The organism is Cryobacterium algoricola, assembly GCF_004402485.1.
GTDB classification, from domain to species: domain Bacteria; phylum Actinomycetota; class Actinomycetes; order Actinomycetales; family Microbacteriaceae; genus Cryobacterium; species Cryobacterium algoricola.
The window spans coordinates 49,147-71,131 of sequence record NZ_SOFG01000009.1; the positions used below are offsets into that span (position 1 = coordinate 49,147).

Consider the following 21,985-nt stretch of genomic DNA (forward strand, 5'->3'; position numbering starts at 1 on the left):
AATGAGGCGACCAGAGGGCTTCGACCGGCCGGAGCAGCCGCCGGGCACGGACAGCGCCGCGCCGGGTCCCGCAGCCACACCCGCCGGCCGCGGCACGAAGCGCCCGTCGCGCCGCTCCGCTGACACCGCTGACACCGCTGCACCCTCCGGCCGCTCGCGGAGCCGGGAAAAAACCGACGCGACCCGCACCGAACCCATCACGATCCCGAAACTCCCGGCCGAGCAGCCGCGCCTCGCCCCTGTCTCGCCTCTGCGTGCGCCAGGGGCCCGGCAGGCGGCACCCGTCACCGAGCCGATCACGACCCTGACCGTGTCGGTGTCGGCGCCGGCGCCGGCGTCAGGCGCCTCACACGAGCGCGGATCCGACGCGGAACCGCATGTCGACGGTCCGGCCGGTCAACGCGCCGAGCCCGCCCTGACTCCCACAACCGCGAGGCGCAAGTTCCGCGCCGCCCGCCGTGCGCGCAAACGCTACGAACGCGAGGAGGTCCGCCGATTCACCTGGCGCGCACGCCGTCGCCGCACCGCCTGGCTCGTCGCGCTCGGCACCGTTCTCGCCCTCGTCGGGTTCGTGCTCGTCGGCGCATTCTCTCCGCTGATGGCGCTGCGCACGGTGGAGGTCGTCGGCACCAGCCGGATCTCCGCAGACCAGGTGAAGGCCGCGCTCGGCGACCAGCTCGGCACCCCGCTGCCCCTCGTCGACTTCGCGCGGATTCGCGCAGACCTCGGCACCTTCCCGCTGATCCAGAGCTACGTGACGGAGAGCCGGCCGCCGGACACCCTCGTGGTGCGGATCGTCGAACGGACGCCCGTCGGAACGGTCGTCGTGCCCGGCGGGTTCAATCTCGTGGATGCCGCAGGAGTCGTGATCCAGAACGGCGCGACGCGCGTGCCCGGCTATCCCGTGATCGACGCTCGGGCCGGTGTCGGCAGTGCCGGGTTCCAGGCCGCGACGGCCGTCATCGCCGCCGTCCCTGAGGCCGTCCGCCAGCAGCTCGACACGGTCACCGCGGCCACGACCGACGACGTGACCCTGGTCCTGGCCGGTGGGGCCCGGGTGGTCTGGGGGAGCGCAGAGCGATCGGAATACAAGGCCGTCGTGCTCGCCGCGCTGATCGTCAGCCACCCCGTCGGCACCGTCAAGGAATACGACGTCTCGTCTCCGGACAGCGCCGTCCTGCGCTGAGCCATCACCTCGGGCGGAATTTACCCGGGTTGTTCGCGACACGCGGGCGCGCCTCCCCGGACGGGGATGCGTGGCGCTTACCTTCGAAATCAGGAATTGCATACTCAGCATAACTTTAAACTTCGACCAGAGGTTTAGAGTTCCACCGGAGGCCGGACGTGTCAACAACAAACCAGAACTACCTCGCTGTCATCAAGGTTGTTGGAATCGGTGGCGGCGGCGTCAACGCTGTCAACCGCATGATCGAGCTCGGCCTCCGTGGCGTCGAGTTCATCGCCATCAACACCGATGCCCAGGCGCTGCTGATGAGCGACGCCGACGTCAAGCTTGACGTCGGTCGCGACCTCACCCGTGGCCTCGGCGCCGGCGCGGATCCCGAGGTCGGCCGTCGCGCCGCCGAGGACCACGCCGAAGAAATCGAAGAAGCCCTCGCGGGAGCCGACATGGTCTTCGTGACCGCAGGCGAAGGCGGCGGCACCGGCACCGGCGGCGCACCCGTCGTCGCCCGCATCGCGAAGTCCATCGGCGCCCTCACCATCGGCGTCGTCACGAAGCCGTTCGGCTTCGAGGGCAAGCGCCGCCAGGCCCAGGCCGAGGCGGGCGTCGCCTCCCTCAAGAACGAGGTCGACACGCTCATCGTCGTGCCGAACGACCGCCTGCTGGAAATCAGCGACCGCGGCATCAGTATGCTCGAGGCCTTCGCGACGGCGGACCAGGTCCTCCTCGCCGGCGTGCAGGGCATCACCGACCTGATCACGACCCCCGGCCTGATCAACCTCGACTTCGCCGACGTGAAGTCGGTCATGCAGGGCGCGGGTTCCGCGCTCATGGGCATCGGCTCCTCACGCGGCGCCGACCGCGCCATCAAGGCTGCCGAACTGGCCGTCGCCTCGCCCCTGCTCGAGGCGTCCATCGACGGCGCGCACGGAGTGCTCCTTTCGATCCAGGGCGGCTCCAACCTCGGTATCTTCGAGATCAACGACGCGGCCCGCCTTGTCCAGGAAGCCGTGCACCCCGAAGCCAACATCATCTTCGGTGCCGTCATCGACGACACCCTCGGTGACGAGGTCCGGGTCACGGTCATCGCAGCAGGCTTCGACGGCGGCGAACCCGGCGTCAAGGCCGTCGAGGTGCGCCACGCGGACCTCGTGGCCGCCGGCGTCGCCGCCGGTGCCGTTTCCGCCACGACGGATGCGGTCGGAGGCTCCGCGAGCGTCTTCGGAACGGACGAGCCGAGCGTCGCGTCCTGGTCTGCCGGAGAAGCAGGGACGGCCGTCGCCGACCCTGCCTTCGAAGAAGACCCCGATGACCTGGACATCCCCGACTTCCTCAAGTAACCCATCGTGACCGAGTTGCGTCCAGAGCCGTCCGGCCTTGCCGGGCGGCTCGAGGTCGTGCGGGAGCGGGTCGCCTCGGCGGCCAGGGACGCGGGCAGAGACCCCGCGGACGTGACGACGATCGTCGTGACCAAGTTCCATCCCGTCGCGATGATCGAGGAACTCCTCACGCTCGGCGTGCGCGACTTCGGCGAGAATCGCCACCAGGAGGCCCAGGGCAAGGCGAGTGTGCTGGCCGGGAACGACCTCACCTGGCATTTCGTCGGACAGGTCCAGGGTAAGAAGGCCCGGCAGGTGCGCGCGTATGCCCAGGTCGTGCATTCCGTCGACCGGGAGTCCCTCGCGACGGCCCTCGGCTCCGCCGAGTCGTCCATCGACTGTTTCATCCAGGTGAACCTCACGGACGACCCCGCCCGCGGGGGTGTCGCCCCCTCCGGGCTCGATTCCCTCGTCGAGCACGTGCTCGGCACGCCGGGATTGCGCCTGCTCGGCCTCATGGCGGTCGCCCCGCTCGGGGCGGAACCCGCTGCGGAATTCGCGAGGGTGCGGTCACTCGGCGAGGGCATCCGCAGGCTCGCGCCCGAGGCGCGGTTCCTGTCGATGGGCATGTCGCAGGACTACGCGGAAGCCATCCGCGAAGGGGCGACACACCTTCGAATTGGCACCGCAATCACCGGGAATCGCCAGACTCTCGGTTAATCTGAGTACGAAGAATCACCAACACGGAGGTCGAGATGTCCAACCCGCTCAAGAAAACCATGGTTTACCTGGGGCTGGCAGACGAAGAGCTGGAGTACGAGGCGCCCGTCGCCCCACCCGCGGCCGATCAGAATGCCGTCTCGAGTTCCGCCGTGCCGAAGACCGCCGCACCGCACCAGGCCGGTCCGTCCGCGACGCGCGTCGAGGGCTCTCACGGATCCAATGGCCGCGCCCCGGTGACCCCGCTGCGCAAGACCTCCACTCCCAAGAATGTGGCTGCCTCCGAAATGAATGAAATCCTCACCGTCCACCCGCGCCAGTACCGCGACGCCCAGCTGATCGCCGAATCCTTCCGTGAGGGCATCCCGGTCATCATCAACCTCTCCCAGATGAGCGACGCCGACGCGCGCAGGCTCATCGACTTCGCGAGCGGCCTCTCCCAGGGCCTCTACGGCAAGATCGAACGGGTCACCGCCAAGGTGTTCCTGCTGTCGCCGTCCCACATCGTCGTCTCCGGCGACAACGCCGCCGAGGAGTCCGACACGGAGTCGTCCTTCTTCGCGCAGTCGTAGTCTCGGCCGTGTCCGTCGTCCAACCGCTGGCCTGGATCGTCTACTACGCCCTGCTGCTGTATTTCTTCGTGATGTGGGGTCGCTTCATCGTCGACCTCATCCGCAGCGTCAACCGTTCGTGGCGCCCTCAGGGAGTCACGCTCGTTCTCGTCGAATTCATCTACGTGGTCACCGATCCGCCGGTCAAGTTCTTCCGGCGCATCCTGCCGCCCCTGCGGATCGGTCCGATCGCGTTCGACTTCGGCTGGAGCCTGACCATGCTCTGCACGATCATCGGCATGGGCATCGTCGGCGCGCTCCGCTACTGAGAGCGTCCGTTCCCGAGTGCGGCATGTATTCTTGATCGAGGCCTTCCGGGTTCACGCGTGGAACACGCACAGTCCGGTAGCGTCAATTATTCGTTCGACAAAAAGTTTTCAATGAGTTTTAAGGGTGGACAGCCATGGCGCTAACTCCGGAAGATGTAGTCAACAAGCGGTTCCAGTCGACCAAGTTCCGCGAAGGATACGATCAGGACGAGGTGGATGACTTCCTCGACGAGGTCGTTGTCGAGCTTCGCCGCCTGACCGCCGAAAACGAGGAGCTCCGCGCCGGCGTCAGCACCGAGGCCGGCAGCGCGCCCGCCGCCGCCCCCGTCGAGGCCGTCAAGGCCGCAGAGGTCGTCCCCGCACCCGTCGTCGTTCCCGCAGTGGTCGCCGCGGCGGCACCCGTCGCAGAACCGATCGACGAGACCGCCGGTACCACGAACCTGCTGCAGCTGGCACGCCGCCTGCACGAGGAGCACGTCAAGGAAGGCGCCGAGAAGCGCGACGCCCTCATCGCGGAGGGCCACGCAACCGCGGCCCGCCTCGTTGCAGAGGCCGAAGCCAAGCAGCGCGCACAGAACACGATCCTGGACAAGGAACGCTCCGTCCTCGAGAACAAGATCGACGAGCTCCGCACCTTCGAGCGCGAATACCGCCAGAAGCTGAAGAGCTACATCGAGGGCCAGCTGCACGACCTCGACGCGACCTCACCGGTCGGCGCCGAGAGCGCGCAGAAGCCGAGCTACCAGGGCTTTGGCTCCTAAGGTCCGAACGAAAGGGCGATCCAGCGCGCTCATCGTTCTGGGCCTCGCCGCGCTGGGCATCTATGCGCTCGACCAGACGGCCAAGTTCCTCGTCGTCAGCTACCTGACCGAAGGAAGTACCGTCCGGGTTCTGGGGGATGTGCTGCAATGGCACTACGTCCGGAACCCGGGCGCGGCGTTCAGCCTCGCCACCGGCATGACGTGGATCTTCACGATCATCGCCGCGGCGGTCGTCGTGTTCATCGTGATCTTCGCCGGGCGCATCCGCTCGCTCGCGTGGGCACTCGTCTTCGGGCTGCTCCTCGGGGGCGTGCTCGGTAACCTCACCGACCGCCTCTTCCGGGAGCCGTCCTTCGGGCTGGGCCACGTCGTCGACTTCATCACGACCCCGTGGCTGATCCCCGCCATCTACAACGTCGCTGACGCGTCGATCGTCACGAGCATGGTCATCTTCATGATCCTGACCATCCGCGGCGTCGGCCTCGACGGCCGCAGGGCCGTGCGCGAGCCGGCCGTCCCGGCCGGTGTCGCCGCCGCCGGTACCGATCCGGCCGAGTCCGACCCGACCCCCGCCCCGTCCCAGACCGCAGACGGCACCCCCGCAACACCCACCCAGTTAGCACCCTGATTCCCCCATGGAAACCCGCTCCCTTCCCCTTCCGGACGGCCTTGCCGGCGTCCGCGTCGACGCCGGCATCGCCAAGCTCCTCGGCTTCTCCCGCAGCTTCGCTGCCGAGGTCGCCGAAGCCGGCGGTGTGGCCATCGACGGCGTCGTGGTCGGCAAGTCCGACCGACTGCGCGGGGGCAGCTGGCTCGAGGTGAACTGGCAGCCGAAGGACGCCCTCGAAATCGTTCCGATCGAGGTCCCCGACCTCACGATCGTCTACGACGACGAGAGCATCGTCGTCGTGAACAAGCCCTCCGGCGTCGCGGCGCACCCGAGCGTCGGCTGGACGGGTCCGACGGTCCTCGGTGCACTCTCCGCCGGCGGCTACCGGATCGCGACCTCCGGCGCCTCCGAGCGCGCGGGTATCGTGCACCGGCTCGACGTGGGCACGAGTGGACTCATGGTCGTCGCGAAGTCCGAGACGGCGTACGTCGCCCTCAAGAAGGCCTTCCACGACCGCGAGGTCGAAAAGATCTACCACGCCGTCGTCCAGGGCCACCCCGACCCGAGCGCGGGCACGATCGACGCGCCCATCGGCAGGCACCCGCGCTCCGACTGGAAGTTCGCGGTCATCGCCGGCGGCAAGGATTCGGTGACGCACTACGAGACCCTCGAGGCCTTCCCCTCTGCCTCCCTGCTCGAAGTGCATCTGGAAACGGGACGCACCCACCAGATCCGGGTCCACATGGCCGCCCAGCGGCATCCGTGCGTCGGCGACGCCATGTACGGCGCAGACCCGTCGATCACGGCCAGGCTGGGACTCACCCGGCAGTGGCTGATCGCCAAGCAGCTTGCCTTCTTCCACCCGGAATCCCGGGAATGGGTCACCTTCTCCGCCGAATACCCCGCGGACCTCGAGCACGCCCTGACCGTGCTCAGGGATGTCTAGGCTAGGAACACCACACACCATCTACCGGAGCATCCGTGTCGAATACCACTAGCGCGAACGGATCGAACGATTCCTTCGTGCACCTGCACGTGCACAGCGAATACTCCATGCTCGACGGAGCCGCGCGCGTCAAACCGCTGATCAAAGAGGCCGTCGAACAGGGAATGCCCGCGGTCGCCATCACCGACCACGGCAACATGTTCGGGGCGTTCGACTTCTGGAAGTCCGCGACGGACGCCGGGATCAAGCCCATCATCGGCACCGAGGCGTACATCACCCCCGGCACCGACCGGCGCGACAAGACCAGGGTCAGGTGGGGCACGAGCGGCCAGAACCGCGACGACGTCGGCGGCAGCGGCGCATACACGCACATGACGCTGCTCGCCGAGAACACGGCCGGCATGCACAACCTGTTCCGCCTCTCGACGAAGGCGTCGCTCGAGGGCTACTACTTCAAGCCCCGAATGGACCGGGAACTGCTGAGCGAGTTCTCGAACGGCCTGATCGGCACGACCGGCTGCGTCGGCGGCGAGGTGCAGACCCGCCTCCGTCTCGGACAGTACGACGAAGCGAAGAAGGCGGCGGGGGAGCTGCGGGACATCTTCGGTCCGGAGAACTACTTCTGCGAGATCATGGACCACGGCATCGACATCGAGCGCCGCACCATGAGCGAGCTGCTCCGCCTCGCCAAGGAGCTGAACCTCCCGCTCGTCGCCACGAACGACCTGCACTACACGCACGCCCACGACGCGACGGCGCACGCCGCCCTGCTCTGCGTGCAGTCCGCGTCAACCCTCGACGACCCCAACCGCTTCAAGTTCGACTCCGACGAGTTCTATCTCAAGACCGCGGCCCAGATGCGGCACCTCTTCAGGGACAACCCGGAGGCGTGCGACAACACGCTCCTGATCGCCGAGCGCTGCGAGGTGAAGTTCGACACCCAGGCCAACTACATGCCGCGCTTCCCGACCCCGGAGGGCGAGAACGAGGAAAGTTGGTTCATCAAGGAGACCGAGCTCGGCCTGGCCCGCCGGTATCCGAAGGGCATCCCCGCCGAGGTGCGCACCCGGGCCGACTACGAGGTCGGCATCATCGCCCAGATGGGCTTCCCCGGTTACTTCCTCGTCGTCGCCGACTTCATCATGTGGTCCAAGACGAACGGCATCCGCGTCGGCCCCGGTCGTGGCTCGGGCGCCGGGTCGATGGTCGCGTACGCGATGGGCATCACCGACCTCGACCCGCTCGTGCACGGCCTGATCTTCGAGCGGTTCCTCAACCCAGACCGTGTCTCCATGCCTGACTTCGACGTCGACTTCGACGATCGTCGCCGCGGCGAGGTCATCCACTACGTCACCGAGAAGTACGGCTCCGAGCGGGTCGCCCAGATCGTCACCTACGGCACCATCAAGGCCAAGCAGGCCCTGAAAGACTCCAGCCGGGTGCTCGGCTTCCCGTTCGGAATGGGCGACAAGCTCACCAAGGCGATGCCGCAGCCGATCATGGGCAAGGACATGCCGCTCACCGGCATGTTCGACAAGGACCACCCGCGCTACCGCGAGGCCGTCGACTTCCGCGCGATCATCGAGACGGATGCCGAGGCCCGCACGGTCTTCGACACCGCGCTCGGTCTCGAGAACCTGAAGCGCCAGTGGGGCGTGCACGCGGCCGGCGTGATCATGTCGTCCGACCCGCTGATCGACATCGTGCCCGTGATGAAGCGCGAGGCGGACGGCCAGATCGTCACCCAGTTCGACTACCCCGCCTGCGAGTCGCTCGGCCTGATCAAGATGGACTTCCTCGGGCTCCGCAACCTCACCATCATCGACGACGCCCTCGACAACATCGCCGTCAACCGCGGCCACAGGCCCGTGCTCGAGGACCTCGGCCTCGACGACCCCATCGCATACGAACTGCTCGCCCGCGGGGACACCCTCGGCGTCTTCCAGCTTGACGGCGGCCCGATGCGTGCGCTGCTCCGCCTGATGAAGCCTGACAACTTCGAGGACATCTCCGCCGTCATCGCCCTCTACCGGCCGGGCCCCATGGGCGCGAACTCGCACACCAACTACGCGTTGCGGAAGACCGGCCAGCAGGAGATCGTACCGATCCACCCCGAACTCGAGGAAGCCCTCAAGGACGTCATCGGCACCACCTACGGCCTGATCGTCTACCAGGAGCAGGTCATGTCGATCGCGCAGAAGCTCGCCGGCTTCTCGCTCGGCCAGGCCGACCTGCTGCGCCGCGCCATGGGCAAGAAGAAGAAGTCGGAGCTCGACAAGCAGTTCGCCGGGTTCTCCGCCGGGATGAAGACCAACGGCTACTCCATGGAGGCGGTGAAGACCGTCTGGGACATCCTGCTGCCGTTCTCCGACTACGCGTTCAACAAGGCGCACTCCGCGGCGTACGGCGTGGTCAGCTACTGGACCGCCTACCTCAAGGCGCACTACCCGGCTGAGTACATGGCGGCCCTGCTCACGAGCGTCGGCGACTCCCGCGACAAGCTCGCCCTCTACCTCAACGAGTGCCGCCGGATGGGCATCCAGGTGCTCCCGCCGGACGTCAACGAGTCGATCGGCTACTTCGCTGCCGTCGGCCCCGACATCCGCTTCGGGCTCGGCGCCGTGCGCAACGTCGGCTTCAACGTCGTCGACGCGATCCGCGCCTCCCGCGACGAGAAGGGGCGCTTCGAGTCCTTCCACGACTTCCTCCGCAAGGTCCCGATCCAGGTCGCCAACAAGCGCACGGTCGAGTCCCTCGTCAAGGCCGGTGCTTTCGACTCCCTCGGAGCGACCCGCAGGGCCATGGTCGAGATCCACGAGGGCGCCGTCGAATCCGCCGTGAAGATCAAGCGCGACGAGGAACACGGCATGGTCGGCTTCGACTTCGACAGCCTCTTCGACGACCCGCAGGAGACCGAGCAGGTGCCCGACCGGCCGGAATGGAGCAAGAAGGAGAAACTCGCCTTCGAACGCGACATGCTCGGCCTCTATGTGTCCGACCACCCGCTCGCGGGGCTCGAGATCCCGCTCGCGAAGCATGCGTCGACCTCGATCGCCGATCTCCTCGCGTCCGAGCAGACCCAGGATGCCGACACCGTCACGATCGCCGGCCTGATCACGAGCGTCCAGCACCGGATCGCCAAGAAGAGCGGCAACCAGTACGGCATCATCCAGGTCGAGGACTTCGGCGGCGACATCGACGTGATGTTCATGGGCAAGGCGTACCAGGAGTTCGCCCCCGCGCTGATCAGCGACTCGATCGTCGTGGTGCGCGGCCGGGTGAGCCTGCGGGACGACGGCATGAACATCCACGCCTACAGCCTCTTCGCGCCCGATCTCGGCCAGACCGGCGACTCGGGCACCCTCGCGATCACCCTCAGCGAGGCGCGTGCGACGACGGACACCGTGACGGCGCTCGGCGACGTGCTGATCCGGCACCGCGGCTCCTCCGAGGTGCGGCTCAAGCTGATCAAGAACGACTCGGCCCGCGTGTTCGAGCTGCCGTACCAGGTGACGATCAGCGCGGACCTGTTCGGCGAGCTCAAGAGCCTGCTCGGGCCGTTCTGCCTCAGCTGAGCCGGCGCATAGCCGGTCGGTTATGCACCCGGGCATAGCCTTGGAGTATGACACGCCGTACGAGCGAACCGTTCTACACCCCGGCGATCGTGGCCGGCCGGGCCATCTTCGGGGCCTTCCGGCTGAAGGCAGCGGCGACCGGTCTCGACAACCTCCCGGATTCCGGGGGAGCCGTCCTCGCGATCACGCACTTCGGCTATGCCGACTTCGCGCTCGTCGAGTGGCAGGCCTGGCTGCACAACCGTCGCCACATCCGCTTCCTGGCCAAGAAGGGCGCGTTCGACAAGCCCGTCGTCGGCTGGCTGCTCCGCGGCATGCACCACATCAGTGTCGACATGCAGGCCGGCGCCGCGGCATACGGCGAGGCCGTCGCCGCCCTCCGGGCCGGTGAACTCCTCGGGGTCTTCCCAGAGGGCGGGGTCAACGCCTCGTTCACCGTGCGCGAACTCAAGTCCGGCGCGGTCCGGATGGCGAAGGAAGCCGGTGTCCCGGTGATCCCGGTCGCGGTCTGGGGCGGCCACCGGCTGCTGACCAAGAACCACAAGCCCAGCCTGAGGGAGGCCTACCGGGTGCCGATCCGCTTCGCGTTCGGCACTTCGGTCGTGCTCGACCCGGCGAGGGACGCCGTCGAACTCACCGCGCAACTGCACGGCACGCTCCAGGCCATGGTCGACGAACTCCAGGCCGGGTATCCCGTCGACGGCTCCGGGCAATGGTGGCAGCCGCGCCACCTCGGCGGTACGGCGCCGACTCCCGAGCAGGCGGCGGTCGTCGAGGCCGAGCGCCAGCGGCTCCGCGCCCTCAAGCGTGAAGCGGCGAACCGGGAAACGACGACGCGCAAGACGACGACGCGCAAGACGACGACGCGCAAGACGACGACGCGCAAGACGACGACGACGAGCGACGCGACGACGCGCGAGACGTCACGGCGCGACGACGCCTGACCCGGACGACGGGCCGGTCGCCCCGTTCAGAGCGCCGCTTCCGGCCCCGGTACCCGGTACATCCGCTCGTGGTACAGCAACGCCTCGTCCTCGTAGCCGAGGCCGCCCTCCTCGATCTGAACGACGATCACGGCACCGTTGTGCACGGTGACCCGCTCGACGATGTGGCCGACCATCCAGCTCGTCACGTCGTTCAGGACCGGAAGGCCGTGCGGCCCCTCATGCCAGTGCTCGCCGATGAAGCGGAGGGCGTTCGGTCCGCTCATCCGTTCGGCAAGGGAGCGATTGCGCGCGCCGAGGGTGTGGATGATGACACGTTCGGTTTCGGCGATCGCCGACCAGGAACTCGCCGTGCGGGCCATATTGAAGGTCGCGAGCGGGGGAACGGACGACAGCGAGGCGAGCGAGGTCGCCGTGAAGCCGACCGGGGTGCCGTCGGCCTGGCGGGCCGTCACGCACGCGACACCGGCCGCGTGACGCCGGAATGCCTGCTTGAACGCCGCAAGATCAAGCGGGGCGTTCGGATCTCCTTCGAGCCGGGGAACGGTCGGTGCGTCTCGGATGTCGTTCATGTCGCTCATGTCACTTGCCTCAAGGTCTCTGAAGGCCACCCTATTCCCGTCTGGGGGATGTTGGTGGCTAGGCTGGTCAGACATGATCCAGAGACTTGACCTACGAGGCACCCGGCCGACGCCGGCCGAATTGCTCGCCACCATTCCGCGCGCCGTCACCGACGTGACCGCCGCGAGTGCCGTGGCGGCCGAGCTCATCGCTGACGTCCGCGCGCGCGGCGAGGCGGCGCTCTACGACCAGGCCGAACGGCTCGACCGGGTACGTCCTGACGCGCTCCGGGTGCCCGAGAGCGACATCGCCGACGCTCTCGCGGGGCTGCCGCCGGAGGTGCGCACCGCCATCGAGGAGACCATCCGCCGGGTCAGGCTCGCAAGCGAGGCCCAGGTGCCGCCGCACGTGACCACGACGATCGCTGAAGGAGCGGTGATCACCCAGCGGTGGCAGCCGATCCGTCGCGTCGGGCTCTACGTGCCGGGCGGCAAGGCCGTCTACCCGTCGAGCGTCGTGATGAACGTCGTGCCCGCGCAGGTCGCCGGGGTCACCTCGATCGCGCTCGCTTCCCCGCCGCAGCAGGCGTTCGATGGGCGGGTGCACCCGACCATCCTCGCCGTCGCCGGGCTCCTCGGCGTCACCGAGATCTACGCGATGGGTGGCGCCGGCGCGGTCGGCGCCTTCGCATACGGGGTGCCGAGCCTCGGCCTCGATCCCGTCCAGCTCGTCACCGGCCCCGGCAACGTCTACGTCGCCGCCGCCAAGCGCCTCGTCCGCGGCGTGACCGGGATCGACTCGGAAGCCGGCCCCACCGACATCCTCGTGATCGCGGACTCCGGTGCAGACCCCCTGCTCGTCGCGGCCGACCTGGTCAGCCAGGCCGAACACGACGAACTCGCGGCGGCCGTGCTCGTCACCGATTCGGCGGAGCTCGCGGATGCCGTCACGGCGAGACTCGCCGTGCTCGCGGTCACGACTCCGCACGGTGAGCGGGTGACCGCCGCGCTGTCCGGTACCCAGTCCGCGATCGTGCTCGTCGACGACCTCGCCGCCGCAGCGGCGTTCAGCAATGCCTTCGGTCCGGAGCACCTCGAGATCCAGACCAGGGACCCGCACGTCGAACTCGCGCTCATCGAGAACGCGGGTGCGATCTTCCTCGGCCCGAACTCGCCGGTGAGCCTCGGTGACTACTCCGCGGGCTCCAACCACGTGCTGCCGACGGGCGGCCAGGCCCGGTTCTCGTCCGGTCTCGGCGCGTACACCTTCCTCCGTCCGCAGCAGGTCGTCGAGTACAGCAGGGATGCCCTCCGCGGGGTCGCCGCCAACATCGCGGCGCTCTCGGACGCGGAAGACCTCCCCGCACACGGTGCGGCCGTGACCGCCCGCTTCGTCTGACCCGTCGGGGAGCCGGTGCGCGCGCATGGAGCGACGCGCCCGGGCCGACGGTGAATCCCCCGTAAAGGGGCACTAGGCTGGCAGCACAATGTTTTGCCCGTTCTGCCGCCACCCGGACTCCCGAGTCATCGACTCGCGCACGAGCGACGACGGACTTTCCATCCGTCGCCGTCGCCAGTGCCCCGAGTGCGGGCGCCGTTTCAGCACGACGGAGACCGCAAGCCTCAACATCGTCAAGCGCAGCGGCGTCGTCGAACCGTTCAGCAGAGACAAGGTCGTCACCGGCGTCCGCAAGGCCTGCCAAGGCCGGCCGGTGACCGACTCCGACCTCGCACTCCTCGCCCAGCGCGTCGAGGAGACCATCCGCCAGACCGGCGCGTCCCAGGTCGCCGCGAACGATGTCGGCCTCGCGATCCTCCCGCCGCTGCGGGAACTCGACGAGGTCGCCTACCTGCGCTTCGCGAGCGTCTACCGGGCCTTCGACTCCCTCGAGGACTTCGAGAGCGCCATCGACCAGCTCCGCAGCGAACACCGGGAGAGCCTGCGCAGCGACGCGAGCGACGCGAGCGACGCGAGCGACGCCAGCGACGACGAACCCGAACTGTAGCCGGTGTACCCCTTCCTCTTCCGGCACGTGCTCGCGCGGCTCGACCCCGAACGCGCCCACCACCTGGCCTTCACGGTGATCCGGCTCATCCCGAGCCGGGGCATCGGGCGGCTCGTCCACGGTTTCACCCGTCCGCGCACCGACCAGGCCGTGCACGCCCTCGGCCTGCGCTTCGATTCCCCGTTCGGCGTCGCCGCCGGCTTCGACAAGGACGGCCTCGCCGTGATCGGCCTCGGCCGGCTCGGCTTCGGCCACGTCGAGGTCGGCACGATCACGGCACTGCCGCAGCCGGGAAACCCGAAGCCGCGGCTGTTCCGGCTGATCCCGGACCGCGCCGTGATCAACCGGATGGGCTTCAACAACCAGGGTGCGGCATCCGCTGCCGTACGCCTCGCCCGGGTGCGCGCCGTCGTCGGCCGGCCGGTGCTCGGCATCAACATCGGTAAGAGCCGCGCAACCGCGGTGGAAGACGCCACGGCAGACTACCTCGTGAGCGCCACGGCCCTCGCGCCGCTCGCCGACTACCTCGTCGTCAACGTGAGTTCACCGAACACCCCCGGCCTGCGCGGCCTGCAGGAACTCGACCAGCTCGCCCCGCTCCTCACCGCCGTCCGCGCGGCATCCGGGAGCACGCCCCTGCTCGTCAAGATCGCACCGGACCTCCGCGACGAGGAAGTCACCCGCATCGCCGAACTCGTGGTGCGGCTCGGCCTCGACGGCATCATCGCGACCAACACGACCATTTCCCGCGAGGGTCTCACGACGGATGCCGCGCGGGTCGAGGCCCTCGGAGCGGGCGGCCTCTCCGGAGCCCCGCTCCGGGCCCGCTCGCTCGCGGTGCTGCGCCTGATCCGGGCGAGCGTGCCCGCCGGCCTTTGCGTGATCTCCGTCGGCGGTGTCGAGACCGCCGCCGACGTCGCCGAGCGGCTCGACGCGGGGGCGACCCTGGTCCAGGGCTACACGGCGTTCCTCTACCGCGGACCGCTGTGGGCGCGGCAGGTCAACCGCGGCCTCGACCGGCTCCGCGCGTAGTCGGTCCCGGTCGGCACCTGGCTCGGGCGCACTGCCCCGTGACGCGGCGCAGAGGGTTCCCTGCCGGCGCCCCTGCTTCGGCACCCTTGCTCCTGCACACTGCACCCTGCTCCTGCGCCGGGCGATGTCGCCGGATCACTCGCATTCCGGTGAGCCGACCCCCTAGGGTCGAGAGCATGACCGGCACGCGACAGCAGGCACCACGCAGCACGGTGAAGTGGGTCCTGGCAGCGGCCGGCGCCGTGCTCGTCCACTTCCTGGCCAGCGTGGCCCTGGTCTTCGAGCTCGTGGGCAATGCCTACGCCTTCGCCGCGTCGATTCCGGGAGGCGGGGAGGTGAGCAGCAAGGACGAGCTGGTCAAACTCGGCTCGAGCCCCGCCTTCGGCATCGCGTCGATCGCCGGAGTCGGGATCCTGGGCTTCATCGTCACCCTGACCCTGCTCGCGTCCCCGGCGACGCGTCGCTGGGCGTGGGTCGCTCCGCTCGCGAGTATCGCGGTCGGCGTTCTCGTCGTCGAGTTCGCGACGGCCGCGTTCCAACCGCCCCTTCCGGATGTCGGCGGCTGAGTTTCTGAGTCTCTGAGCTGCTGAGCCGCAGAGCCGCTGACCGGTCGGGCGCGCTGGATCCGCCCGGCTCAGGAAATCGGCGCGCCCGGGGAGAGGATTCCGAGCGTCACGAGCTGCCTGGCGAGGCTCGCGCCGTCCGGCCCGTAGACCCAGCGCGGATCCGTCGACTCGAGCGCGGCATCCTTCGCACGACGGCCGGCGAGCACGGCCTCGCTCGGTGAGAGCTCCCGAATGGCGACGGCCTCGACGCTGCCGGGGAACTCCCGCTGGAACTCGCTGTAGATGTCCTCGTCGTGCTGGCCGTCGTCGCCGACCAGGATCCAACGGATCCCGGGGAACTCCTCGGCCAGGCGGCGCAGGTTGGCGCGCTTGTGGTCGATACCGCTGCGGAACCAGCGATCGTGGGTGGGGCCCCAGTCCGTGAGCAGCAGGGCGCCGGCGGGGTAGAGGTTGCGGGAGAGGAACCGGGTCAGCGTCGGAGCGACATTCCAGGCGCCCGTCGACAGGTAGATCACCGGGGACCCCGGAGCGGTCACGGTGAGCCGGTCGAGGAGCACGGCCATGCCGGGGGTGGGTACCCGCGCGTGCTCGTCGAGCACGAACGTGTTCCAGGCGGCGAGCAGCGGCCGGGGGAGGGTCGTGACCATCACGGTGTCGTCGACGTCGGAGATGATGCCGCGATCGACCTGCGGGCCGACGATGAACAACGGCGCATCGACGGGGGCCGAGGCGTCGGTGCTGAGCCTGGCGACCTGCCAGCCAGGGGTGAGCGGGAGGCGGATGACCGTGTCCACCACGCCGCCGCGGTCCGCACTCACTCGATGGGTGAAACCGTTGATCTCGATCGTGACGGTGACGTCGTGCACGGGCACAGCGGTGAAACTGCGCCAGCCGCGGATGCCTGCCTCACGCCGCTCTGCGCGCCAGCGTCTCCGGGTCACGGCCTTCTTGGGCTTGGCCGGCTTCGCCAGCAGCACCCGGCAGAGGATGCGGACCCATTCGGTGCTGCCGTACCCGGCGTAGGGGATGACCGTGGGCAGATAACCGCGCCTGCGGGCGCTGCGCTCGCGACGTTCGTGCATCCAGTCTTCGATCCGGGCTGCGCGATGCATCATTTTCGCAGGTCGGCCCGCATTCGTCGTTCTGGAAGGCTTCGGCACACCTCCTAGTTTGTCATGTGCAGCCCCTTTCGGGTGGACCGGGCGACACCCGGCGTCGATCTGGCACCGCTGACGGGACAACACCCGTAGGATTGGGACCTACTTCAAGGAGGACAATTGTCACTCAGTGACCTTTTCGAGGGGGACATCGTTGAGGCCGGCGCCCAGGTCCGGATCGAACCCATCCAGCAACGCAGTACGGCACGCCTGTCCGGGCTGCTCGATGCCACGGCGATCGTCGTCGACGAGGTCGGTTTCGACCGGATCACGACCGCGATGGTCGCGGAACGCGCGGGGGCATCGATCGGAACGGTATACCGCTATTACCCTGACCGGGTGGCAGTGCTGCATGCCCTGCGGGAGCGGGTCATCCAGCGGTATCGACTGCGCGTGGCCAGGGACATCAAGCTGGCAGACCCGAAGACGCCGTGGGAGACCATCGACTGCGCCATCACGGCATTCGTCGACATGTACCGGACGGAACCCGGCTTCCGCATCATGCACTTCGCCGACCGGGAGCGGCTCCCGATCAGCGCGGTCAGCCCGGCAGACGGGATCGAGGTCGGCTTCCTGGCCGGCCAGCTCGCGGTCGTTCTCTCCGAGCGGTTCGGCCTCTCATACGGGCCTGAGCTCTTGTTCCGGCTCGAGGTCATGGTCGAGATGGCCGCAGCGGTCCTGTCGAGAGGCTTCCAGTCCGACGTGATGGGGGACGAACGGTACATCGCAGAGGCGAGACGGGTCCTCTCGGTGTACCTCGCGGGCTACTATGGCGAGGAACTCGAGCAGCACGGCACGGCCGCCCCAGTCTTGGAATCTGCTGAGTAGAGCTTGGCATCCGGCGCCTTTCCTGATTGGGTAGGAGATCGCTGGCACGTGTCGATTCGATTTCAGGCGAGGAATGGGCCATTTCCATGATTGAGTTCCGATCGGTGACGAAAGAATTCCCGGACGGCACTCTGGCGGTCGACGATTTCAGCCTCACGATTCCCTCGCATCGCACCACCGTGCTCGTCGGTTCCTCCGGCTCCGGCAAGACCACCCTGCTGCGGATGATCAACCGCATGGTCGATCCGACCGGGGGAACGATCGAGATCGACGGCGTCTCCGTCGCGTCGCTCGAACCCGTGAAGCTGCGGCGCAGCATCGGCTACGTGATGCAGAACTCCGGGCTGCTCCCGCACCGCACGGTGGTCGACAACGTCGCGACCGTGCCTCTCCTGCGCGGCGTGCGCCGCAAGAAGGCCAGGGCGGATGCCCTCGACCTGCTCGACACCGTCGGCCTCGACCGCGCCATCGCCGATCGCTACCCGAGCCAGCTCTCCGGCGGCCAGCAGCAGCGCGTCGGCGTAGCACGCGGCCTCGCCGTCGATCCCAACATCCTCCTGATGGACGAGCCCTTCGGCGCGGTCGATCCGATCGTGCGCGCGGAGTTGCAGCAGGAGCTGATCCGGCTGCAGCACGAACTCGGTAAGACCGTCGTCTTCGTGACCCACGACATCGACGAGGCCTTCCTGCTCGGCGACCAGATCGCCATCCTGCGGGAGGGCGGCAGGATCGCCCAGCTCGGCACACCGGCAGAGATCCTCGCTCACCCGGCCGACGACTTCGTTGCGAGCTTCATCGGCGCCGACCGGGGCAAGCGCGCCCTGCACGTCGAGAGCCAGGACGGCTCGGACGTGCTCGTCGACGCGGACGGCAGGCCCGCCGGCGTCCTCGTCGGCCGGCGCTCCGGCACCGGCCCCTCCGACCCGTCCGGCTCGTCCGACCTGTCCAGCAGGGCACGGTCCGACGCGGCGCTCGACGTGACGGCGGAAGGCCTGCCGCTGTGACCTGGCTCTGGTCGAACCTCGACCTGGTCTGGCTCCGCACCCTCGACCACATCGTGCTGAGCCTGCCGCCGATCGTGCTGAGCTTCGTGATGGCGCTCCCGCTCGGATGGCTGGCCAACCGGTACCGGCCGGCCCGCGGGGCGATCCTCTCGATCGCGGGGCTGTTCTACGCCATCCCGTCCCTGCCGCTCCTGCTCATGCTGCCGGTGATCATCGGAACGAGCCTCCGTTCGCCCGCGAACCTGATCGCCGCCCTCACCCTCTACGGCCTCGCCCTCATGGTGCGGGTCGTCGCCGACGGTCTCGCATCCGTCGACCCCGACGTGCGCCAGTCCGCGACCGCCGTCGGCTTCTCGGCGTGGAGCCGGTTCTGGCTCGTCGAGCTCCCGCTCGCCGGGCCCGTGCTCCTCGCCGGGGTACGCGTGGTCACTGTGAGCACGGTGAGCCTCGCGACCGTCGGCGCCGTGATCGGAGCGAAGAGCCTCGGCAGCCTGTTCACCGATGGTTTCCAGCGCGGCATCCAGGTCGAGATCATCACCGGAATCGTGGCGACCGTCCTGCTCGCCCTCGTGCTCGACGGGGCCGTCGTGTTTCTCGGCCGGGTGCTGATGCCGTGGACCCGCCGGACCCGGCGCATCCGCCCGGAAAGCATCGCGACACTCAGTCGGATGACGGCCGTCCGGGGTACAGCATGAACTACTTCACGGATGCCGTCGCGTGGCTGCTTGACCCGGCGCACTACCCCGGCCCGACCGGGATCCCGACCCGGATCGGCGAGCAGCTCCTCTTCACGGCGGTGACCCTCCTGTTGGCCTCGGTCATCGCCATCCCGATCGGATTCCTGATCGGGCACACCGGGCGCGACCGGGGGATCGCCGTTGCGACCTCCGGCGGGCTGCGCGCCATCCCCACGCTCGGCCTGCTCACTCTCGTGGCCCTGTGGATCGGCATCGGCCTCGGCGCCCCGTACGTCGCCCTGACCGTGCTCGCAATCCCGCCCATCCTCGCCGGCGCCTACACGGGGTTCGAGGCGGTCAACCGTGCGACGATCGACGCGGCGCGGGCCGTCGGCATGACCGAGTGGCAGATCGTGCGCCATGTGGAGATACCCCTCGGACTGCCCCTGCTCATCGGCGGGATTCGGTCGGCGACCCTGCAGGTGGTCGCAACGGCCACACTCGCCGCGTACATCGCCGACTTCGGGCTCGGCCGGTTCCTCTTCGCCGGGCTCAAGACCAACGATTACGCCCAGATGCTCGGCGGATCGATCCTGGTGATCCTGCTCGCCCTCGTCCTCGAGGGCCTCTTCGCCGGCCTCCAGAAACTCGTCGTGCCCCGCGGCGTCGCGGTCGGACGCCCCCCAGTCGACCGGAAGGCGTCGACCCGACGTCGCCCGGGGATGGAATCCGCCATCACGAAAGGAATCTGACAATGTTCACAGCGAAAAAAGGCCGGCTCGCGGCGGTCGCCGCGGTCGCGGTTGGGGCCGTCGTAGCCCTTGCAGGGTGTGCGTCCAGTAACCCACTGGGCACCGGAAGTAACGCGTCTAGCGCCCCGACGACACTCGTCGTCGGCTCCGCCGACTACTACTCGAATGAGATCATCGCCGAGATCTACGCCCAGGCGCTCGAGTCCAACGGCTTCACCGTCGACCGCCAGTTCCGGATCGGACAGCGCGAGGTCTACCTGCCCGAACTGAAGTCCGGGTCGATCGACGTTTTCCCCGAGTACACCGGCAGCCTGCTGCAGGCGCTCGACAAGACCGCTGCCGGCGGGACGAGCGATGCGGTCCACGATCAGCTCGTCAAGGCCCTTCCCAGCGGTCTGACCGCCCTCGACAGGTCCGACGCGAGCGACCAGAACTCGTGGACCGCGACCCAGGCGTTCGTTGACAAGTACAAGCTGACCGATCTCGCCTCGCTGAAGAACGTTACCGAGCCCATCACCGTCGGCGGCAACTCCGAACTGGAGACGCGTCCCTATGGGCCGACGGCGCTCAAGGACAAGTACGGCATCACGATCGCCGGCTTCGTTCCCGTGGAGGACAGCGCTGGCCCGCTCACCGTCAAGGCGCTGGTCGACAACAAGATCCAGCTCGCCAACATCTACACGGCCGACCCGAACATCAAGTCGAACAATCTCGTCGCCCTCGCAGACCCCGACGGACTGTTCTTCCCGGACAACGTCGTGCCTATCGTCTCGAGCAAGGTCGACGAGAAGGCCGCGGGCGTCCTGAACAAGATCAGCGCGGCGATGACGGCCGCGGACCTCGTGAGCCTCAACGCCCAGAGTGTCAACGACAAGGAGTCGGCGGACAAGATCGCCTCCGCGTGGCTCGCCCAGGCGAAGCTGTTCTAGCCTGACCCTCCCACCACAGGAGTGACCCATGACCGCCCGGCTGCCCTCGCAGCCGGGCGGTCATGTGCGTTTCGGGGTCCCTCAGGCCTGGGCGAGGAGCAGGGCCGGCAGTACGAGCAGCGCCGCGGCAGAGCCGATCACGGCGACGGAAGCCGCCGCGGAGAGCCGGGGCGGCGGGGTCAGCAGGCGGCGCACCCGGGGCGTGACGAGATCGACCGGACGGTCCCTGGCAACGAAGGCTGCGGCATCCGCTGCCTCGGTGGGGGAGTGGGGGCCCTGCACTCGGTCGATCTGGGCCCGGTCGAGCTGTGCCCGGTCGAGCCCGGCCGAACCGACGAGCGCGATCGCCGCCGCCAGGGTGTGGTCGCCGACGGCCCGCCTGGCCTGGTCGTCCGCGAGCATCTCGACGAGCAGGGCGACGGCGTTCTCCGCGCGGTTCGCGATCGGGAACCAGGGCAGGGCGTTGTGCCAGGACTTGAACGCCACGAGCACGAGGTGGTGCCGCTGCGCGAGGTGGGCCTCCTCGTGGGCGACGACGGCGAGCACCTGACCCGCGTCGAGCAGCCTCAGCAGGCCGCGGGAGAGCACCGTCGCCGAGTGCGTCACGCTCGGCAGGCAGTATGCGACGGGAGCGGCGTGGTCGATGACCCGCGTGCTCGGCCGCCCCTCGAGTGGTTCGCTCAACAGCCGCACGAGGTTCAGGTGCCTGCGTTGCTGCCGTTCGGCGTGCACGATCGTGACGGCGAGGTTGAGTACGAGGTGGCCGCCGAGCAGGAGGGCGCCGCAGAGGGCGAGCACGTGGTCGAGGGAGGTGCCGGCGGGGATCGAGCCCGTCACGAGGTGGTCTGCGAGCGAGCGGATGCCGGCGACCGGGTTGGCTCCGAACGGGATCAGCCCGTAGACGAAGAGCGCCCCGATCATCGCGAGCCCGCCCGCGAGTGCGATCGACTGCCAGAGCACGAGGGCGACGCCGGGGGAGCCGGCCGGCCAGGCGGCGCGCGCGAGCAGCACCGGAACCGGCCAGGCCAGCACGATCGCGAGAAGCCCGAGGCAGAGCGCGGTGGTCAGCACGGCGAACGCGGTGCCGTTCCGGGCCCCGTCACTTCGGGTGAACGGTGATCGGTTCGAGGAGTCGGCGCAGGGTCTCCGCTTCCTGGGGACTGACGCTTCCGATGAAGCGCGCGAGTGCGTCCTGACGGTCGGGCGCGGAGCCCAGGACCTCGTGCATCAGGCCGGCGGTGTGTTCCGCCCTCGTCGTCACGGCGTGGTAGCGATGCGGGCGGTTGCCCCGGTCGCGGGCGACGAAGCCCTTGGTCTCGAGTCGGGACAGAACCGTGAGCACGGTTGTGGTGGCGAGCGGCTTGGACTTGGCGGCGCTGGTCGTCGGTGTGAGCAGGCGGTCACGCAATTCGTTGGCGGGCAACGATTCCCCGGAGTCCCAGAGGACATCCATCAACAATCTCTCCAGTGCACCGAGACTTCCCATAGTGAGGGAGTTTAGTATGCCGCCTCGTCTTCTTCTACGGCCCGTAGAAG

General features: G+C 68.5%; 23 protein-coding genes. 19 read left to right on the plus strand and 4 right to left on the minus strand.

The window, feature by feature from the left end; translation table 11 throughout:
- The first annotated feature begins 1 nt into the window (after nucleotide 1).
- The 10 genes from E3O44_RS05510 to E3O44_RS05555 all read left to right on the plus strand — a co-directional run bounded on the left by E3O44_RS05510 (nucleotide 2) and on the right by E3O44_RS05555 (nucleotide 10,938).
- Nucleotides 2–1,186, plus strand: coding sequence for a cell division protein FtsQ/DivIB (locus E3O44_RS05510; RefSeq protein WP_134533340.1), 1,185 nt, complete (start codon nucleotides 2–4; stop codon nucleotides 1,184–1,186).
- A 158-nt stretch (nucleotides 1,187–1,344) separates the two neighbouring features.
- Nucleotides 1,345–2,523 (plus strand): cell division protein FtsZ, encoded by a 1,179-nt coding sequence (ftsZ, locus tag E3O44_RS05515; RefSeq protein ID WP_134533342.1) that lies wholly within the window; start codon nucleotides 1,345–1,347, stop codon nucleotides 2,521–2,523.
- Nucleotides 2,524–2,529: 6 nt separating this feature from the next.
- Nucleotides 2,530–3,222 (plus strand): YggS family pyridoxal phosphate-dependent enzyme, encoded by a 693-nt coding sequence (locus E3O44_RS05520; RefSeq protein WP_241976086.1) that lies wholly within the window; start codon nucleotides 2,530–2,532, stop codon nucleotides 3,220–3,222.
- A 35-nt stretch (nucleotides 3,223–3,257) separates the two neighbouring features.
- On the plus strand, nucleotides 3,258–3,794 hold the full coding sequence (locus E3O44_RS05525; RefSeq protein WP_134533344.1) for a cell division protein SepF: 537 nt from the start codon (nucleotides 3,258–3,260) through the stop codon (nucleotides 3,792–3,794).
- A gap of 8 nt (nucleotides 3,795–3,802) precedes the next feature.
- Nucleotides 3,803–4,102, plus strand: coding sequence for a YggT family protein (locus E3O44_RS05530; protein ID WP_134533346.1), 300 nt, complete (start codon nucleotides 3,803–3,805; stop codon nucleotides 4,100–4,102).
- A 134-nt stretch (nucleotides 4,103–4,236) separates the two neighbouring features.
- The gene (locus E3O44_RS05535) at nucleotides 4,237–4,863 is read left to right on the plus strand and encodes a DivIVA domain-containing protein (RefSeq protein ID WP_134533348.1); all 627 of its coding nucleotides are present in this window, start codon (nucleotides 4,237–4,239) and stop codon (nucleotides 4,861–4,863) included.
- Complete coding sequence (gene lspA / locus E3O44_RS05540; RefSeq protein ID WP_241976087.1) at nucleotides 4,853–5,491, plus strand: signal peptidase II; 639 nt, start codon at nucleotides 4,853–4,855, stop codon at nucleotides 5,489–5,491. Before E3O44_RS05535 ends, lspA begins: the two co-directional genes overlap by 11 nt.
- A 7-nt stretch (nucleotides 5,492–5,498) precedes the next feature.
- The gene (locus E3O44_RS05545; RefSeq protein WP_134533350.1) at nucleotides 5,499–6,419 is read left to right on the plus strand and encodes an RluA family pseudouridine synthase; all 921 of its coding nucleotides are present in this window, start codon (nucleotides 5,499–5,501) and stop codon (nucleotides 6,417–6,419) included.
- A gap of 107 nt (nucleotides 6,420–6,526) precedes the next feature.
- Nucleotides 6,527–9,994 carry a DNA polymerase III subunit alpha gene (gene dnaE, locus E3O44_RS05550; protein ID WP_134533727.1) on the plus strand — a complete coding sequence of 1,156 codons (3,468 nt, stop codon included), beginning with the start codon at nucleotides 6,527–6,529 and terminating at the stop codon, nucleotides 9,992–9,994.
- A 47-nt stretch (nucleotides 9,995–10,041) separates the two neighbouring features.
- The gene (locus E3O44_RS05555; RefSeq protein ID WP_134533352.1) at nucleotides 10,042–10,938 is read left to right on the plus strand and encodes a lysophospholipid acyltransferase family protein; all 897 of its coding nucleotides are present in this window, start codon (nucleotides 10,042–10,044) and stop codon (nucleotides 10,936–10,938) included.
- 26 nt (nucleotides 10,939–10,964) lie between these two features.
- Here the strand turns inward: E3O44_RS05555 and E3O44_RS05560 are convergent, their stop codons facing one another.
- A complete protein-coding gene (locus E3O44_RS05560) occupies nucleotides 10,965–11,519 on the minus strand; it encodes a flavin reductase family protein (RefSeq protein ID WP_241976088.1) in 555 nt (184 codons plus the stop codon).
- A gap of 73 nt (nucleotides 11,520–11,592) precedes the next feature.
- On the opposite strand from E3O44_RS05560, the gene hisD reads away from it, so the two are divergent.
- The 4 genes from hisD (at nucleotide 11,593) to E3O44_RS05580 (ending at nucleotide 15,102) form a co-directional block, all read left to right on the plus strand.
- Entirely contained in the window at nucleotides 11,593–12,897 is a 1,305-nt protein-coding gene (gene hisD / locus E3O44_RS05565; RefSeq protein WP_134533354.1) for a histidinol dehydrogenase, read from the plus strand.
- A gap of 88 nt (nucleotides 12,898–12,985) precedes the next feature.
- Nucleotides 12,986–13,504 carry a transcriptional regulator NrdR gene (gene nrdR, locus E3O44_RS05570; protein ID WP_134533356.1) on the plus strand — a complete coding sequence of 173 codons (519 nt, stop codon included), beginning with the start codon at nucleotides 12,986–12,988 and terminating at the stop codon, nucleotides 13,502–13,504.
- Between the two features lie 3 nt (nucleotides 13,505–13,507).
- Nucleotides 13,508–14,536 carry a quinone-dependent dihydroorotate dehydrogenase gene (locus E3O44_RS05575; protein ID WP_134533358.1) on the plus strand — a complete coding sequence of 343 codons (1,029 nt, stop codon included), beginning with the start codon at nucleotides 13,508–13,510 and terminating at the stop codon, nucleotides 14,534–14,536.
- Between the two features lie 176 nt (nucleotides 14,537–14,712).
- Entirely contained in the window at nucleotides 14,713–15,102 is a 390-nt protein-coding gene (locus E3O44_RS05580; protein WP_134533360.1) for a hypothetical protein, read from the plus strand.
- 68 nt (nucleotides 15,103–15,170) lie between these two features.
- On the opposite strand, the gene E3O44_RS05585 is transcribed toward E3O44_RS05580, so the two are convergent.
- Nucleotides 15,171–16,217 carry an App1 family protein gene (locus E3O44_RS05585; protein WP_134533362.1) on the minus strand — a complete coding sequence of 349 codons (1,047 nt, stop codon included), beginning with the start codon at nucleotides 16,215–16,217 and terminating at the stop codon, nucleotides 15,171–15,173.
- A 162-nt stretch (nucleotides 16,218–16,379) separates the two neighbouring features.
- Here E3O44_RS05585 and E3O44_RS05590 point away from each other — a divergent pair, with 162 nt between their 5' ends.
- The 5 genes from E3O44_RS05590 (at nucleotide 16,380) to E3O44_RS05610 (ending at nucleotide 20,449) form a co-directional block, all read left to right on the plus strand.
- The gene (locus E3O44_RS05590; RefSeq protein ID WP_134533364.1) at nucleotides 16,380–17,087 is read left to right on the plus strand and encodes a TetR/AcrR family transcriptional regulator; all 708 of its coding nucleotides are present in this window, start codon (nucleotides 16,380–16,382) and stop codon (nucleotides 17,085–17,087) included.
- An 86-nt stretch (nucleotides 17,088–17,173) separates the two neighbouring features.
- The gene (locus tag E3O44_RS05595; protein WP_134533366.1) at nucleotides 17,174–18,091 is read left to right on the plus strand and encodes an ABC transporter ATP-binding protein; all 918 of its coding nucleotides are present in this window, start codon (nucleotides 17,174–17,176) and stop codon (nucleotides 18,089–18,091) included.
- Complete coding sequence (locus tag E3O44_RS05600) at nucleotides 18,088–18,786, plus strand: ABC transporter permease (protein WP_134533368.1); 699 nt, start codon at nucleotides 18,088–18,090, stop codon at nucleotides 18,784–18,786. The genes E3O44_RS05595 and E3O44_RS05600 overlap by 4 nt, the downstream gene beginning before the upstream one ends.
- Nucleotides 18,783–19,520, plus strand: coding sequence for an ABC transporter permease (locus tag E3O44_RS05605; RefSeq protein WP_134533370.1), 738 nt, complete (start codon nucleotides 18,783–18,785; stop codon nucleotides 19,518–19,520). The genes E3O44_RS05600 and E3O44_RS05605 overlap by 4 nt, the downstream gene beginning before the upstream one ends.
- Before the next feature lie 2 nt (nucleotides 19,521–19,522).
- On the plus strand, nucleotides 19,523–20,449 hold the full coding sequence (locus E3O44_RS05610; protein ID WP_134533372.1) for an ABC transporter substrate-binding protein: 927 nt from the start codon (nucleotides 19,523–19,525) through the stop codon (nucleotides 20,447–20,449).
- 81 nt (nucleotides 20,450–20,530) lie between these two features.
- Here E3O44_RS05610 and E3O44_RS05615 read toward each other — a convergent pair whose 3' ends face one another.
- On the minus strand, nucleotides 20,531–21,520 hold the full coding sequence (locus E3O44_RS05615; protein WP_134533374.1) for a M56 family metallopeptidase: 990 nt from the start codon (nucleotides 21,518–21,520) through the stop codon (nucleotides 20,531–20,533).
- 28 nt (nucleotides 21,521–21,548) lie between these two features.
- On the minus strand, nucleotides 21,549–21,935 hold the full coding sequence (locus tag E3O44_RS05620; RefSeq protein WP_134533376.1) for a BlaI/MecI/CopY family transcriptional regulator: 387 nt from the start codon (nucleotides 21,933–21,935) through the stop codon (nucleotides 21,549–21,551).
- Nucleotides 21,936–21,985: the final 50 nt, after the last annotated feature.

Excerpts from the sequence above, each read along its gene's own strand:
- E3O44_RS05510 (WP_134533340.1), top strand. The coding sequence starts at position 2 with ATGAGGCGACCAGAGGGCTTCGACCGGCCGGAGCAGCCGCCGGGCACG.
- E3O44_RS05525 (WP_134533344.1), top strand. The coding sequence starts at position 3,258 with ATGTCCAACCCGCTCAAGAAAACCATGGTTTACCTGGGGCTGGCAGAC.
- E3O44_RS05535 (WP_134533348.1), top strand. The coding sequence starts at position 4,237 with ATGGCGCTAACTCCGGAAGATGTAGTCAACAAGCGGTTCCAGTCGACC.
- E3O44_RS05545 (WP_134533350.1), top strand. The coding sequence starts at position 5,499 with ATGGAAACCCGCTCCCTTCCCCTTCCGGACGGCCTTGCCGGCGTCCGC.
- dnaE (WP_134533727.1), top strand. The coding sequence starts at position 6,527 with ATGCTCGACGGAGCCGCGCGCGTCAAACCGCTGATCAAAGAGGCCGTC.
- E3O44_RS05555 (WP_134533352.1), top strand. The coding sequence starts at position 10,042 with ATGACACGCCGTACGAGCGAACCGTTCTACACCCCGGCGATCGTGGCC.
- E3O44_RS05560 (WP_241976088.1), bottom strand. The coding sequence starts at position 11,519 with ATGAGCGACATGAACGACATCCGAGACGCACCGACCGTTCCCCGGCTC.
- hisD (WP_134533354.1), top strand. The coding sequence starts at position 11,593 with ATGATCCAGAGACTTGACCTACGAGGCACCCGGCCGACGCCGGCCGAA.
- nrdR (WP_134533356.1), top strand. The coding sequence starts at position 12,986 with ATGTTTTGCCCGTTCTGCCGCCACCCGGACTCCCGAGTCATCGACTCG.
- E3O44_RS05580 (WP_134533360.1), top strand. The coding sequence starts at position 14,713 with ATGACCGGCACGCGACAGCAGGCACCACGCAGCACGGTGAAGTGGGTC.
- E3O44_RS05585 (WP_134533362.1), bottom strand. The coding sequence starts at position 16,217 with ATGATGCATCGCGCAGCCCGGATCGAAGACTGGATGCACGAACGTCGC.
- E3O44_RS05595 (WP_134533366.1), top strand. The coding sequence starts at position 17,174 with ATGATTGAGTTCCGATCGGTGACGAAAGAATTCCCGGACGGCACTCTG.
- E3O44_RS05605 (WP_134533370.1), top strand. The coding sequence starts at position 18,783 with ATGAACTACTTCACGGATGCCGTCGCGTGGCTGCTTGACCCGGCGCAC.
- E3O44_RS05610 (WP_134533372.1), top strand. The coding sequence starts at position 19,523 with ATGTTCACAGCGAAAAAAGGCCGGCTCGCGGCGGTCGCCGCGGTCGCG.
- E3O44_RS05620 (WP_134533376.1), bottom strand. The coding sequence starts at position 21,935 with ATGGGAAGTCTCGGTGCACTGGAGAGATTGTTGATGGATGTCCTCTGG.